Genomic DNA, 15,362 nt, shown 5'->3' with positions numbered 1-15,362 from the left:
GTGGGTCAGTCGGTATAGGTGTTGGATGTGCTGGCCTCTTCGCGAGCAGGCTCGCTCCCACAGGGGATTGGTCTTGCTTAGGCAATCCGGGCCCCACCACGCTCCCACAGAGGGTTTGCGTTGCCCATGCAATCCGGGCCCCACCACGGTCCATTGTGGGAGCGAGCCTGCTCGCGAAGAAGGCGACTCGATTCCAGCTCAGACCCAGATTGCATCCCACAGCGGATAGTCACCCAATTTATCGACCAGCCCCGCCCTTAACGGGTTTGCCACAACGTACCGGGCCACTTTTACCAAGTCTTCATCGCGGCGTAGCGCTCGATCATGAAAACCTTGCTGCCAGTAACGAGTCTGTCGGCCAGTGGACTGGTTTATCGCTTTGGTGCTCATGGATTTGGTCCTTTGCATCAGTTCGCTCAATGATCCGCGCTGCAAATCGATCAACCAGTGGAAGTGATCAGGCATGACTACCCAAGCCAATGAATGGGCAAATCCAAGTTCTTGCGCGGCGCGAAATTGGGCGACGACCAACCTGCCCAAGGCGAAGTCGTTGAAGACCGGAGCTCTCGCGAGGGTATTAGTGGTCAGTAGGTAAATCCGATTGGGTTCGGCAAAACGGCCCAGACGCAGGCGGTGTGAAGCGGACAATCCAGGCATTCCTTTGCCTCTTGCATGTTTAAGTCATGAAGAAGGCTAGTCCTGTGGATGCCAGAGGGGGGGACCGGCATTTAACGGGATGTGTCTGGACGATTGCCTTCGCGAGCAGGCTCGCTCCCACAGGGGATTTGCGTTGCTCATGAAATTTGTGTCCCAACATTGTCCAGGGTGGGGGTGTTGTTTATGGATGGGTGTCGGTCTGCGGGAGCAGTTGCACGCCCAGGTAAAGGGCGAGCATGCCATCGAGGCGCAGTGGATCGACGCCGCTGAGTTCGGCGATCCGCTCCATGCGGTAGCGCAGGCTGTTGCGGTGAATGCCTAGCGCATCGGCACAGGCCTGGCTCTGGCCATCGTGCTCGCACCAGCTGCGCAGGGTTGCCAGCAACTGGCCGTTGTTGTCCTTGGCAATGACTTTGCGCAGCGGGTTGAGCAATTCGTCGAGGGCATCGTCGTTGCGGTGGCGCCAGAGCATCACCGGCAATCGATAACGGTTGAGGATCAACAACCGCGACCGGGGCAACACCTCGCGCCCATAGGCCAAGAGGTCGCCGACCCGGCGATAACAGCGACGCAATCCCGCTAATCCATCGGCCTGCCCGCCCACGGCGATGCGCAGAATGTTCCAGCCAAGGCCCTCGAGCTTTTCCAGCAAACGTTCATTCTCGACGGTCTGATGGGCGGGTCGGCACCACAGCAACGAGGACTTGGCCGAACTCACGCACCAACTGTCCGGATAGCGCGACATCAACCAGGCACTGAGCGCATCGACGGTTTGCCCCGGCCCTTGCTCCATGCCCAGTTCAAACAGATAGGGCACGCGAGCCATTTGCGGCTTGAGCCCGAGCTGTTGCGCTTCGTCGATCAGTCGCGGCGAGTCCCCCGCGTCGCTGAGTAGCAACGCCAGCAAATCATCACAACGCTGACGCCGCCATTGCTGTTCCGCCTGCTGATTACGCTGGCCCACCAGCATCTCTGCCGTCATGCGCACCAGTTCAGCATAGGTACGCAGATGCTCGGGTTCGCCAGTGATGCCCAGCACGCCGATCAAACGCTGATCGAGCATCAGCGGCAGATTGATGCCCGGTTGCACGCCCTTGAGATACATCGCGGTCTGCGCGTCGATCTCCACCACGCGACCGTTGGCCAACACCAGTTGCGCGCCTTCATGCCGGGTGTTGACCCGCTCGGGTTCGCCGCTGCCGAGGATCAACCCCTGGCTGTCCATGACGTTGACGTTGTACGGCAGGATCGCCATCGCCCGGTCGACGATGTCCTGGGCCAGGTCGTGATCGAGTTCGAACATGACGGGGTTCCTTGAATACATGATGGGGCCATTGTTCGCCCGCACAGGGCTGGGTGGCAAACCCTGTGCGCCGGCACAAAGACAAGACCTGGGCGGTGGCCGAGACTCGCAGGGCGATCAACGTTACCCTTTGCATCGCCAAAAATCATAAAAAAGAGAGAGCCGCCATGTCACAGAGCGCCGCCGCTACCCAGGCCATCGTTGACGAGAAAAACGCCGTCTACAAACGCATCACCCTGCGTTTGATCCCCTTCATTTTCATCTGCTACCTGTTCAACTACCTCGACCGAGTCAACGTTGGTTTCGCCAAGTTGCAGATGCTCGACGCGCTGAAATTCAGCGAAACCGTGTATGGCCTCGGCGCCGGGATCTTCTTTATCGGCTATGTGCTGTGCGGCGTTCCGAGCAACCTGGCGCTGACAAAGTTTGGCCCACGGCGCTGGATTGCGCTGATGATGATCGCCTGGGGCGCGCTGTCGACCTGCCTGCTGTTCGTCACTACACCCACCGAGTTCTACACCTTGCGTCTGTTCACCGGCGCCGCCGAGGCCGGGTTCTTCCCGGGCGTGGTGCTGTACCTCTCGCAGTGGTTCCCGACTTTCCGACGCGGCCGGATCATGGCGCTGTTCATGTCGGCGATCCCGGTGTCCGGCCTGTTGGGCAGCCCGTTCTCCGGCTGGATCCTCAACCACTTCGCCGCCGGACAAGGCGGTTTGGCCGGTTGGCAGTGGATGTTCTTGCTGCAAGGCATCCCGACCGTAATCCTCGGCGCCCTCGCCTACTTCCTGCTCAGCGACAGTTACGCCAACGCCAAATGGCTCACGCCGTTCGAGCGTTCGGTGCTGGAAGCCGACCACGCTGACGATCTGGCCAACAAACCGAAAACCACCACCGATTCGCTGCTGGCGGTGTTCAAGAACCCGGCGATCTGGGCGTTCGGGTTGATCTACTTCTGCATCCAGAGCGGCGTCTACGCGATCAACTTCTGGCTGCCGTCGATCATCAAGAACCTGGGCTTCAGCGACAACCTGGTGATCGGCTGGCTGAGTGCGATTCCTTACTTACTGGCAGCCCTGTTCATGCTGATGGTCGGCCGCTCGGCGGACCTGCGCAAGGAACGTCGCTGGCATCTGGTGGTGCCGATGCTGATGGGTGCGCTCGGCCTGTTGATCGCGGTGAACTTCGCCGCCAACCCGGCCATCGCCATCCTCGGCCTCACCCTCGCCACCATGGGCGCCCTCACCGGCCTGCCGATGTTCTGGCCGGTGCCGACCGCGATGCTCAGTGCCGGCGCGGCGGCCGGTGGGTTGGCGCTGATCAATTCCATGGGGCAGATGGCGGGGTTCCTCAGCCCTTACCTGGTGGGATGGGTCAAGGACAGCACGGGGTCCACCGATGCGGCGTTGTATCTGCTGGCGGGGGTGATTGTCTGCGGGAGTCTGCTGGCGTTGCGCATGACGCGGACGTTGCGTAACCAGTGACACGTCGGGCGCCGGAGCCCTTTTGCTCCGGCGTGCCTAGCAGATCTGATAGTCGATTTTTTCCCTACACCTGCACTAGGCTGATACACCATGTCACAACGTTGTTCGGATCGGCTCTCTTGAATCCATGGAAGTCAGCCCGAGTTTGTGTGAACACACTCATTCCGGCAGGACGACATCATGGCTGTGATCGACGACGTCGAGGCTGTTTGTACGCGTCTGGCATCTGATAGTGGTTGGCACGCGCTTTTTCTACATCATGGGCTCGATATCAAGGCTCGGCCCTTGGCGGCAGAGTTAAGCAAAACATTATCAGTGGATCGAACCCTCAAGGGGTTTGAAGATTTCTCCTTGACCGGACAGCGGGGCATCGAGGCCGGCAAACCGGCTCGCAGTCTGTTATTCCATGCCCTCGCCTCACCCAATGTGTTGAAGGCTCCTGACGGCAAGGCGTTTACGTTATTCCCGACAGCGGCCGAGATAGAAACGGTCTTGAATTACGTTTATGGCTCCCGGCTGCCGTCGATGACAGACCTTCAACAACAAGCCGGGACCGGTACACCACTGGGCATTGTCGTGTTCGCCGTTGAGTACAGACCCAGGCCAGACACGGGCCACAAGAAACATGCCGATCTGTGTTTCTCCCGCACCGGCATTGCACGTGTCGGCACGGCTCCCCCGCACTACGATCGGGCGCGACGGGGTTTCCTGCCTTGGGTAACGAGCAATCCACGAGCGATCCGCGTCATACCGGCACGGTATAGCGCCTACATCGCCATGCAGAAAGCCGGCGACTCCCTTGAGTTCGGGCCATGGCCCGCGCAATCCGGCGATGATGTGCGCCAGTTCTGGGTGCCATTGCACAAGCTGTTTGACGGCCCTGACTGCATTGCCGGCCTGGATCTGAAACTGAAGATGGATTTTTTTCAGATCAATGAAAAACTCCGCCAGTTTCATCGCAACTTTCCCGGCTCCGGGTGGGGCGAACCGGACATTTCCAACGAACCGTTTGTCATTACCAGAAATCTTGTCAAATGGGCCGACCCGAAAGTTTATGGCAGTGGCTTGCTGACCCCGGTCGCCAAGACACATCTGGTGGAAGAAGCCCGCTACAAGGGCGAACGACTATTTTTTTCGATTCCGCAGGCCCCCGACTATCAGGGCTACATCATAAATCGACGTTTTAAACAGAATGATGATGGCTCTGTCCACGATCTGAGCACCGAACGTGATGTGCAGGCCATTGTTGACGCGGGTGGCTATAACGCCTTGCATTTCATTGACCACACCGCTGACGGCCAGGTCAGCGCGACTTGCCCCGCACTCGACACCGCGAGACTGAGTCATTGGCCAGCGTATTCGCTGGTATCGGCGCCTTGTTTTTATCCTCTCCATACACCTCGGCGGCTACACGAGTGGAGCCTTGGACAGCGGTTTCCCCAGGTCTTTTTCGGACAAAGCCTCAGGGTGCTCGCAGACCGGAGAATGGCTGGTAACACACGCTTGCCGGGAGGTCATTTTCCGGTGCAAGACAAAAGCATCGCCGCCATCATCTCGCACACGCTGGACACCGGGGAGCCGGCCACTACCGTAGCGGTCGCGCATCAGCAAAGACAAACCTGTTTAACCGATGGTGGCGCGGGTACGCTCAGCCCGGGCTGGGATATCGCCCCCAAATTCGGCAGTGGATTCAACCCCGATTCCTTCGACGCGTCTGTACTGGGCAGTCCGTGGACGGACGACATGAAGATTTGTGATGCGACTGGCGCCTACTGGCCCGTGCTCTCCGCGGACTCATCAAGAAACTACGCTCCCAGGGAGGACGGGATTGCGATCATACCGTTGCAGAACGAAGAGCAATTTGCGTGCGACGGCGTCAACACGCCCCGCCTGATCGACGTGGACAATGTGAGGCGAGTCGAGTACGAGAGTTACGATCACGTCGACCTTACAAGAAACGCCCTGGATAACCGGATATCGGTCAGTCTCCTGGCACAAACCACTGCCGAGGATTACCAGGCGCGGATCTTGTCCATGCATAACGCTTTCGGTGCGTTGGGCGCCATTACACGGCAGGAAAAAAAGCGCTGGTCCGTCCTGCTTTTCCAGAAAGTGAGGCGCCCGGACAAAGAGCTGGATCAAGCAGAGTCAACGACAGGGACCCGTTTGGAAGCGCCGGTTCACGCCTATCAGATTTATAGAAACAACATTGATGGCACGACCATCCCCGAAGACTTCACCAAGCGACATGCCGAAGTACTCGAAATGTTCTATCTGTTTGTCAGCCCGACAACACTGTTGATCAAGCGCGAACAAGACCCATGGCAGGCGCGCTATCTTGTACATCCATGATGTCGTTGTCATCGGCGCCGGCCCGGCAGGCAGCGCTGCGGCGATCCTTTGCGCACAACAGGGATTGAGCGTGGCGTTGCTCGAACAATCAGCGGTTTATCGCGATCGACCCGGCGAAACCCTGCCACCGGGCATCGAACCGTTGTTGCAGCAACTGGCTATTGCCCCTGCGCTATCGACGGGCGATTTCATTCGGCATCACGGTAATTGGGTGCAATGGGGGACTCCCCGCCACTTCAATGCCTTTGGCGGTGATGCCGACGGTCCCTGGCGCGGCTTCCAGATTCCCCGACGCCTGCTCGACAACCGCTTACTCAGCCAGGCTCAGGCAGTGGGCGCAGCGGTGGTACGACCTTGTCGAGCCTTGAAGGTCATTCGCTCCAACGAGACAGTAATAGGCGTGGACACCGATCAGGGTGTTTTCCATTGCGCTCAGTTGATTGACGCCAGCGGCGCCAAGGGTTGGCTGGCGCGACAACTGGCATTGGAGCGTCACGCGTATTCACCGCCATTGATCGCCACCTACGGTTACGCCAAGGGCAGATCCACCGTGTGTGACGACGCCCCGGCAATCATCGCGAATCCGCACGGCTGGTACTGGATAGCGAAAATCGCCGCCGATTCGTACGCCTGGACCCGCCTGAAGTTCAACGCTCGTCAAGCGAATCTGCAACCGCCTGCGGAGCTCGCGCATTTGAGGGATTTCTCGAACACAAGGGGTGCGGATGTGACTTGGCGCGCGTGTGGGCAATGCGCCGGGGCGGGATATTTCATGGTCGGTGACGCAGCGTCCATCCTCGATCCTGGCACTTCCCATGGCGTGCTCAAGGCGATCATGTCGGGGATGATGGCCGGTCATGCCGTCATAAAAAGTCTGGCCCATCCCGTCCATCAAGCCACGTATCAGCACCAATATCGAACCTGGCTCAACAGCTGGTTTGTCAGGGACATGAACAAAATGCGCGAGTTTTACACCGCGCACCCGGCGCCACCGGACTGGCTGACCACTGCACCGATAATTCATTTTGATACGCTGGACCTTTCTGGTATTTGATTAGGCCTTCCCCACTGGCAAAAGGATTTCGACATGAGCTATCGCACGCTGGGCCATTCGGGCCTGCAGGTTTCGACCTTGACCCTGGGCACGATGATGTTCGGCGAACAGACCAGCACTGAGGACTCTCTGCGCATCATCGACAAGGCCTGGGAACAGGGCATCAATTTCATCGACACCGCTGACGTCTACACCAACGGCCATTCCGAAGAAATCGTCGGCGAAGCGATCGCCAGCCGCCGCCATGAATGGGTACTGGCCACCAAGGTCGGCTTCGGCCCGGTTGACGGTGTGCCGAACCGCAGCGGCCTGAGTCGCAAGCACATTTTCAATGGCATCGAGGCCAGCCTGACGCGCCTGGGCACCGACTATCTCGACGTCTATTACCTGCACCGCGAGGACCACAACACGCCGCTGGAGGTCACGGTGTCGGCCATCGGCGACCTGATTCGCCAGGGCAAGATCCGCTACTGGGGCCTGTCGAACTATCGCGGCTGGCGCATCGCCGAAGTCATTCGGGTGGCCGACAAACTCGGCGTCGACCGGCCAGTGATCAGCCAGCCGCTGTACAACATCGTCAACCGCCAGGCCGAAACCGAGCAGATCACCGCCGCACAGAACTATGGCCTTGGCGTGGTGCCCTACAGTCCGCTGGCGCGCGGCGTGCTCAGTGGCAAGTACGCGCCGGACGTGAAACCGGATGCCAACAGCCGTGCCGGGCACGCAGACAAACGCATCCTGGAAACCGAATGGCGCGTTGAGTCCCTGCGCATTGCCCAGCAAATCCAGCAGTACACGCAGGAGCGTGGCGTGGGTATCGTCGAGTTCGCCATTGCCTGGGTACTGAACAACAGCGCCGTCACCTCGGCCATCGTCGGCCCGCGCACAGAAGCACAGTGGGATGCCTACACTAAGGCGCAAACGGTGAAGATTACGGCCGAGGATGAAGCGTTCATTGATTCGCTGGTGACGCCGGGGCATGCGTCGACACCGGGGTTCAATGATGTGAGTCATTTCGTGTCAGGCCGTAAACCGCACAATAACTGAAAAGACACGCCACCTATTGTGGGAGCGAGCCTGCTCGCGAAAGCGGTCTACCCTTCAACATCAATGTTGGATGTGAAACCGCATTCGCGAGCAGGCTCGCTCCCACAGGGTTTCGCCCCCCCGGAATGTTGAAAATTCTGATCATCCGGCCAATATTCAGCACAAAAACCACGTATCCTCCGCACCCCGTTTTACGTTCAACCTCGCGAGGACAGCTTGTCTAAAGGTATCGCTCTATCGGTTTCAGCCTCGGTGCTGTTTGCCGTCATGTATTACTACACTTCGCTGCTCACCCCCTTGAGCGGCGTGGAGATTTTTGGCTGGCGCATGCTGTTGACCGTGCCCTGCATGACTGTGTTCATGGTGGTGTCCGGTGAATGGCGACGCGCCGCTGAGCTATTGCGCCGGATCAGCATCCGACCGAAATTGGTCGGTGGCCTGATCGTTTCCTCGGCGTTGCTGGGCGTACAACTCTGGCTGTTCATGTGGGCGCCGCTCAACGGCTACAGCCTCGATGTGTCGCTGGGTTACTTCCTGTTGCCGCTGGCCATGGTGCTGACCGGGCGCATCGCCTACGGTGAACGCCTGTCTTACCTGCAAAAAGTCGCGGTGTTCTTCGCCAGCCTGGGCGTGGTCAATGAGTTGTATCAGGTCGGCGGATTTTCCTGGGCGACACTGGTGGTGACCGTGGGCTATCCGCTGTATTTCGTCGTGCGCAAATGGCTCAGGACCGACAACCTCGGCGGGCTCTGGGTGGACATGACCCTGATGCTGCCGATTGCCTACTGGTTCGTGCACGGTGGCGAACAGGGCTTCGGCGTCTTCGACCAGCACCCGGCATTGGCCGGGTTGATCCCGCTTCTGGGTCTGATCAGCGCCTCGGCATTGGTGGTTTACATCATCGCCAGCCGCTTGCTGCCGTTCAGTCTGTTCGGGTTGTTGAGCTATGTGGAGCCGGTGCTGTTGCTCGGCGTGGCGTTGTTGCTGGGGGAAAGCATCAAGCCCGGTGAATGGCTGACTTATATTCCGATCTGGATGGCGGTACTGGTGCTGGTGTTTGAAGGGTTCAAGCATCTGATGCGGCAGCGTCGCCCTTAAGGCAAACACAAAACAAATGTGGGAGCGAGCCTGCTCGCGATAAGGGCCTGACATTCAACATCTCGGTTGACTGATCTGGCGTTATCGCGAGCAGGCTCGCTCCCACAGTTTTTTAGCGGTGAATCAGCTTAATCGGTGGACAACACACCACGCCGAACCTGGTCGCGCTCAATGGATTCAAACAGCGCCTTGAAGTTGCCTTCGCCGAAGCCGTCATCGCCCTTACGCTGGATGAACTCGAAGAACACCGGGCCCATCAGGGTTTCCGAGAAGATCTGCAGCAGCAGACGCTTGTCGCCCGCCTCGGACGAACCGTCCAGCAAGATGCCCCGCGCTTGCAGTTCGCCCACCGGCTCACCGTGGTTCGGCAAGCGGCCTTCGAGCATTTCATAGTAGGTGTCCGGCGGCGCGGTCATGAAGCGCATGCCGATGCTTTTCAGGTGGTCCCAGGTCTTGATCAGGTCGTCGGACAGGAACGCCACGTGCTGGATGCCTTCGCCGTTGAACTGCATCAGGAACTCTTCGATCTGCCCGGCGCCCTTGGACGATTCTTCGTTCAGCGGGATGCGGATCATGCCGTCCGGCGCGGTCATGGCCTTGGAGGTCAGGCCGGTGTATTCGCCCTTGATGTCGAAGTAACGGATTTCGCGGAAGTTGAACAGCTTCTCGTAGAAATTCGCCCAGTAGGCCATGCGGCCGCGATACACGTTGTGGGTCAGGTGATCGATGATCTTCAGGCCGGCACCGACCGGGTGGCGATCGACACCTTCGAGGTACACGAAGTCGATGTCGTAGATCGAGCTGCCTTCACCGAAACGGTCGATCAGGTACAGCGGCGCACCGCCGATGCCTTTGATCGCCGGCAGGTGCAGCTCCATCGGGCCGGTTTCGATATGGATCGGCTGGGCGCCGAGTTCCAGGGCGCGCTTGTAGGCTTTTTGCGAATCCTTGACCCGGAATGCCATGCCGCACACAGACGGACCGTGCTCGGCGGCGAAGTACGACGCCACACTGTGCGGTTCGTTATTGAGGATCAGGTTGATCGCGCCCTGGCGATACAGGTGCACGTCTTTGGAGCGGTGGGTCGCGACCTTGGTGAAGCCCATGATCTGGAAGATCGGCTCCAGGGTGTTGGGGGTCGGCGATGCAAACTCGATGAACTCGAAGCCCATCAGGCCCATTGGGTTTTCGTATAAATCTGCCATGGTTGGCGCCTCATCATTCTTATCAATTAACAAAGGTTAGTTGCTAGCAATGCTGAGACCGGTGGGAGGCGCACAGGAGATGCCCCGCACGCTGCGGGCGAGGAAATCACCGTAGATCAATTGAAACCCTAATAACTTCATGGTCGACCCAAGGCTCTTGCGGGCGAAGCTTCTGTTGCCAGAAGACGTATTCTTGTATGCGTAACCTGATTCTACACAGCGTAAATCAGTTTGTCCGCCTTCTGTATAAAATCCGCTTTTTTCCCGCCGGCGCAAGGGGTTTGTTGCACAGGTAAATCCCCGCCAGAACCAGCCCTCCCCCCAGGCACATGGCCAGCGTCAGTTGCTCGCCCAACAGCAGTGCGCCGAGGATCACGGCGGTAAGCGGGTTCAGGGCGATAAAGACACCGGAACGGGTCGCGCCAATTTTACGAATGCCGTCGTAATAGCCGATGTACGCCAGTGCCGAACCCAATACGCCCAGGTACATCAGGCTCAGCCACTGCGACGGGCCGAGACTGGCGAGTACAGCAAGACTGACCTCACCGCGAATGGCGCACGTCAAACACAGCATCAGCGTGCCCAGCAAAATCGACCAGGTCACCGTTTGCACCGGTCCCAGGCTTTGATTCAGCTCCCGGGAGCACAGCGAATAAATGCCCCAGCCGAGCACGCAGCCGAGAATCAGCAGATCACCGATCCACGCGTCGGAATTGCCGGCCAGCAGTTGCGGGTTGCGGCTGACGATCACCAGGCTTGCCCCGGCAATGCAGGTCGCGATGCCCGCGACCTTCGCCCGACTCAAGCGCTCCTTAAACAAAAGCCACGAGGCCAACCCGATCACCGCCGGGTTCAGCGCCACGATCAGGGACGCCCGCGAGGCATTGATGTAGTGCAGGCCATAGAAAAAGCAGAGGTTGTAAAAGAAGATCCCAGAGAATCCCAGCAGCGCCAGTTGCAACCATTGCCTGGGGCTGGGTCGAGCCAATGGAACGCGGGTCAACAATAAAAACAACAACAATGCCGCGCTGGCCAGGAGGAACCGCAGGCTGGCGGCGAACAACGGGCTGAGGCTATCGGCCAGGAACCGCCCGGCCACGAAGGTGCCGCCCCAGATCATGGTGACCGTCGCCAGTTTCAAATAAACGAGTACATCGGACTGCCTGGACAGGCTTTGTTCACATGTGGACATACGTCTCCGGGTTTTGTGATCGATGGGATGACGTATCATTCCGCTAATACTTAGTCATCGTAAAATGAGTAAACACTCATGACCCTCACTCAATTGGAGATCTTCTCCACCGTCGCCGAGCTGCACGGCTTCACGGCGGCGGCCAATCGCCTGGGGATTACCCAATCGGCGGTTTCCCATGCGTTGAAATCCCTGGAACAGGAATTGGGCGTCGAACTGCTGCGCCGTCATCAGTCCCAGGTTGAATTGAGCGATATCGGTCAGCAGCTCCTGCTGCGTGCACGGGCCATGCTGGGTCTGGCCAATACCCTGCGCCAGGAAGCTGCGGATGCCCGGGGCATGAAACGCGGCACCTTGCGCGTTGGCTCGTTCGGCCCCACTTCGTCGATCAAATTGCTGCCCATGATCCTGCAGCGCTACCGTGCCGAACATCCGGGCATCGAGGTCCACATTGATGAAGGGCCGGACCGTCAGGTGATCCAATGGCTGGAAGAGCGGCGCATCGACATCGGGTTTGTGGTGCTGCCCGACGAGCGTTTCGATACGGTGGCGCTGATGGAAGACCAGATGGTTGCGCTGCTGCCGGTCAATCATCCGTTGACGGCGCGTGACAGCGTGAGTTTGAGCGACTTGTGCCATGACCCTTTCGTATTGACCGAGGCCGGTTCGTCAGAGCTGGTATCGCGGCTGTTCAATGCCGCCCGGCTGACACCCAACATCCGTTTTCGTTGCTCGCAGTTGCTGAGCACCCTGGATACGGTCGGTCGCGGCGATGCATTGACCGTGGTCGCCGAAGGCTCGCTGCCCGAGCTCAGCGACACCCGCTACGTGAAGAAACCCTTGCGGCCCGCCGTGGTGCGACAGGTCGGTTTGGCAGTACTCGATCAGCGCCAGGCATCACCCGCAGCACTGGCGTTCATCAAACTGGCCCAAGGGCTCGATTACCGATGAGCGGCGTAAGTACCCAGAGCCAACTATCATGGCTCGAACTTGAACTCTTTTTGCAGGGCGTTGCGCCCTGCCAGCATTTGAGAGCCCTATTTCATCGTTACAGGTTTCGCAAATGCCACTGAACGCCAACACCCGCAAACGCAGCATCAGAATTGCAATCACCCTTGCCAGTGGATTACTCCCGGTATTACTGGGCGGTGTCATTCTCTCCATGCAAGCTGAGCGAACGCTCCAGCAAAGTACGCAGCAGACTGCCGAAGAAGCCATTCGCCAGTTCGAACTGATGCTCGACAACAACGCCCAGGCAGCCCGGGAGTTACTGCCCCTGGCCGGACAAACTTGTATCGACGTCAACCTGGCCTTGCGCGAGCAAGCCACTCGCCGACCATTCGTGCGCTCGACCAATCTGGTGTGGGACGACACTATTTATTGCAGTTCCTTGTTTGGTGACTATCAGGAGAAGATTGCATCCGGGGACTACGCCGGTGGCCGCTTGTTATTGATGAAAGGCAACCCGGTCACACCCAACACGGCAGTGCTGGTATATCGGCTCGGCGAAGGCCTGCGTGGCGCGATGAGCACGCTCGATGGCTATCACCTGATTAATGCACTGCGCATGATCGGCCGTCATACCCTGTTGGCCCTGCAAGTCGGCCCCCATTGGTTGACCTCCGACGGCGAGTTCCATGAGGGGCCCCTCCCCGTCTTTCCGGTGGCGCAAACCAAAATCGATTCTTCGCGTTTTGCCTTTGGCGTTCAGGCCGGTTTCCCCGAAGGCGAAACCTGGCGCTACATGAGCAGCCAATACCCGCCGTTGTTCAGCCTGCTGATTTTCTTTGGCGTCATATCGGGCCTGATCGGACACATTCTACAGAAGCGTTCATCGTCACCGACCCATGAAATGAAGCGTGCGCTGGACGCGGCAGAGTTCGTTCCGTACTTCCAGGCCGTTGTGCATGGCGATAGCAAAAAGATCTCCGGCATCGAAGTGCTGATGCGCTGGAACCACCCGAAAGAAGGCCTGGTGCGCCCCGACCTGTTCATTCCATTCGCCGAACACTCCGGACTGATCGTGCCGATGACCCGCTCATTGATGCAACAGACAGCCACCTTGCTCGCTCCGCTGTCCACGTCGTTCGAGGAACCTTTCCACATCGGCGTCAACATTACCGCCAATCACTGCCAGGATCTGGACCTGGTCCGGGATTGCCGCGAATTTCTCGCGGCTTTCGCACCGGGTTCCATTTACCTGGTGCTGGAGTTGACTGAACGCGAACTGATCGAACCCACGGCCATTACCCATCAACTGTTCGAACAGTTGCATGACCTTGGGGTGAAGATCGCCATCGACGACTTCGGCACCGGCCATTCCAGCCTCGGGTATCTGCGGCAGTTCAATGTTGATTATTTGAAAATCGACCAGAGCTTCGTCGCCATGATCGGCATCGACACGCTGTCCAGCCACATTCTGGACAGCATCATGGAACTTGCCGCCAAGCTCGATCTGGCGATGGTTGCCGAAGGTGTGGAAACCCTGGCGCAAAGTGATTATCTGACGGCCCATAACGTCAACTTCCTGCAGGGCTATCTATATGGTCGACCGATGCCCGGCGCGGAGTTCATTAGTGCATTAAGTGACCATTAACTAATGCTTTCAAGCGATGAGACAGCGATAGGACGCACCAATTTGAAACAAATGACCGTTCTTGGTTACATGAAAAAAAAGACATGATTTACTCTTGGTCCATTAACTACTACAATTTTTCATGCCTGCGGTAATTTAGCAGGTGAGCCATTTATCACCGGGTCGCTTCAAGGCTCTTGGCTTATAGCTTTGTTTGCGGTTGGTATCAGCCAAACACACTATTGGAGTAAAGATATTGTCCAGACTCGCTGAATTTCGTGCAGCTGAAAAGGCCCTTCAAGAGCAGCTCAAGCAGCTTGAGTCCCTGAAGAACGATGCCGGGCTCAAGAAAGAAATCGAATTCGAAGAAAAGCTCCAGGGGCTGATGAAAACCTACGGCAAGAGCCTGCGCGACATTATCGCCATTCTCGATCCGAATCCGGCCAAATCCGGCCTGCAAGCCTCGGCGCCGAAAACCCGCCGCGCCCGCGTAGTCAAGGTTTATCAGAACCCGCACACCGGTGAACTGATTGAAACCAAGGGTGGCAACCACCGCGGCTTGAAAGCCTGGAAGGAACAATATGGTGCCTCTACCGTTGATTCCTGGTTGCGTGGCTAAGCACTTGCGCTGTAAAAAAAAGCCCTGCAAATGCAGGGCTTTTTCATGAATACCTTCTAAATTCAACGATGTTGGCCGATCAAACCACTACTTGCCGACTAACTTTGTGCTTAATCCGTTTGGGTATCTAAATATTTCGGCGCGGACGCAAAGCCTGAAGCCACTAAAGTCTTCTTTTAAAGTTTCAAGGCGTTACGCGCCGCCTCTATTTCATCCTGGCTGGCCTTATAAGCCTCGGCCTGTCCGGCGTAGGAAAGAACGTAGGCTTTATCGCCGTCCACCGCCGCCACCAATGTTTGAGAAAGCACATGCCGGCCGTTTTGTGTAATGGTACAGGTGGTTTCCAGCGCCGATAACCGGCTCAAGGTAGACGGATGAATCCGGTTGCAGACACTTTGATAGCCCCCTTGAAAAAAGTCTTTCTGCACCGACTTGCGCATCTCCAGCAACACCCCTTCCAGGTTGACCTGATGATCGCTTTGCACCTGCGTCATGGTCAGCTCCATCACCATCACCGGGGTGCCGCCCTGATCGACTTTCACTGCACGCTGGCGAGACACACCTGAAGCACCCTCACCTGGTGCAATTTCTTCGACCTGCCAGCCGGGAGGCCAGGTCATGACCGGCGTCTCGGCCTGAGCACTGGCAATCCCGGACAGCATGCCGATCAGGATGAACACCGATTTACCGAATCGAATCATTGCAATCAACACTCGCGTTTTGAGCCGTGAAGTCTGAGCCCAGGCCGTCTGTCAGGCAATAGCAGAGGCTTTGGGTTT

Annotated in this window: 13 protein-coding genes; 8 read left to right on the top strand and 5 right to left on the bottom strand. The window is 58.1% G+C overall.

The genetic code is table 11. The features are described 5' to 3' along the window. Positions 1 to 198 precede the first annotated feature (198 nt). Positions 199 to 657, bottom strand: a complete 459-nt coding sequence (locus tag BJ917_RS26840) for a transposase (RefSeq protein ID WP_121105450.1) — start codon at positions 655 to 657, stop codon at positions 199 to 201. A gap of 181 nt (positions 658 to 838) precedes the next feature. Further along, positions 839 to 1,960 carry a sugar diacid recognition domain-containing protein gene (locus tag BJ917_RS26835; RefSeq protein ID WP_121105448.1) on the bottom strand — a complete coding sequence of 374 codons (1,122 nt, stop codon included), beginning with the start codon at positions 1,958 to 1,960 and terminating at the stop codon, positions 839 to 841. A gap of 167 nt (positions 1,961 to 2,127) precedes the next feature. Between BJ917_RS26835 and BJ917_RS26830 the strand changes: the two genes are divergently transcribed. The 5 genes from BJ917_RS26830 to rarD all read left to right on the top strand — a co-directional run bounded on the left by BJ917_RS26830 (position 2,128) and on the right by rarD (position 8,992). Then, complete coding sequence (locus BJ917_RS26830) at positions 2,128 to 3,441, top strand: MFS transporter (protein ID WP_121105446.1); 1,314 nt, start codon at positions 2,128 to 2,130, stop codon at positions 3,439 to 3,441. Positions 3,442 to 3,621: 180 nt separating this feature from the next. Continuing rightward, entirely contained in the window at positions 3,622 to 5,793 is a 2,172-nt protein-coding gene (locus BJ917_RS26825; protein WP_121105444.1) for a hypothetical protein, read from the top strand. Further along, entirely contained in the window at positions 5,780 to 6,847 is a 1,068-nt protein-coding gene (locus tag BJ917_RS26820) for an NAD(P)/FAD-dependent oxidoreductase (protein ID WP_121105442.1), read from the top strand. Before BJ917_RS26825 ends, BJ917_RS26820 begins: the two co-directional genes overlap by 14 nt. A 33-nt stretch (positions 6,848 to 6,880) precedes the next feature. Further along, positions 6,881 to 7,894 (top strand): aldo/keto reductase, encoded by a 1,014-nt coding sequence (locus BJ917_RS26815; RefSeq protein ID WP_121105440.1) that lies wholly within the window; start codon positions 6,881 to 6,883, stop codon positions 7,892 to 7,894. Between the two features lie 216 nt (positions 7,895 to 8,110). Beyond that, entirely contained in the window at positions 8,111 to 8,992 is an 882-nt protein-coding gene (gene rarD, locus BJ917_RS26810; RefSeq protein WP_121105438.1) for an EamA family transporter RarD, read from the top strand. 128 nt (positions 8,993 to 9,120) lie between these two features. Here the strand turns inward: rarD and hppD are convergent, their stop codons facing one another. Beyond that, complete coding sequence (gene hppD, locus BJ917_RS26805; protein ID WP_096511751.1) at positions 9,121 to 10,197, bottom strand: 4-hydroxyphenylpyruvate dioxygenase; 1,077 nt, start codon at positions 10,195 to 10,197, stop codon at positions 9,121 to 9,123. A gap of 226 nt (positions 10,198 to 10,423) precedes the next feature. Beyond that, positions 10,424 to 11,389: a DMT family transporter gene (locus tag BJ917_RS26800; RefSeq protein WP_121105436.1), complete on the bottom strand. Its 966-nt coding sequence runs from the start codon at positions 11,387 to 11,389 to the stop codon at positions 10,424 to 10,426. A gap of 78 nt (positions 11,390 to 11,467) precedes the next feature. On the opposite strand from BJ917_RS26800, the gene BJ917_RS26795 reads away from it, so the two are divergent. The 3 genes from BJ917_RS26795 (at position 11,468) to BJ917_RS26785 (ending at position 14,583) form a co-directional block, all read left to right on the top strand. Next, on the top strand, positions 11,468 to 12,340 hold the full coding sequence (locus BJ917_RS26795) for a LysR family transcriptional regulator (protein WP_121105434.1): 873 nt from the start codon (positions 11,468 to 11,470) through the stop codon (positions 12,338 to 12,340). A 112-nt stretch (positions 12,341 to 12,452) separates the two neighbouring features. Beyond that, on the top strand, positions 12,453 to 13,985 hold the full coding sequence (locus BJ917_RS26790; RefSeq protein WP_121105432.1) for a cyclic diguanylate phosphodiesterase: 1,533 nt from the start codon (positions 12,453 to 12,455) through the stop codon (positions 13,983 to 13,985). A 235-nt stretch (positions 13,986 to 14,220) separates the two neighbouring features. Beyond that, entirely contained in the window at positions 14,221 to 14,583 is a 363-nt protein-coding gene (locus tag BJ917_RS26785; protein ID WP_096511755.1) for a histone-like nucleoid-structuring protein, MvaT/MvaU family, read from the top strand. 176 nt (positions 14,584 to 14,759) lie between these two features. Here BJ917_RS26785 and BJ917_RS26780 read toward each other — a convergent pair whose 3' ends face one another. Then, a complete protein-coding gene (locus tag BJ917_RS26780) occupies positions 14,760 to 15,284 on the bottom strand; it encodes a DUF4946 domain-containing protein (protein ID WP_096511756.1) in 525 nt (174 codons plus the stop codon). Positions 15,285 to 15,362: the final 78 nt, after the last annotated feature.

The sequence above is a fragment of the Pseudomonas sp. WPR_5_2 genome (assembly GCF_003634475.1).
Lineage (GTDB): Bacteria > Pseudomonadota > Gammaproteobacteria > Pseudomonadales > Pseudomonadaceae > Aquipseudomonas > Aquipseudomonas izuensis.
This window is presented reverse-complemented; position numbering and strand designations above follow the sequence as displayed.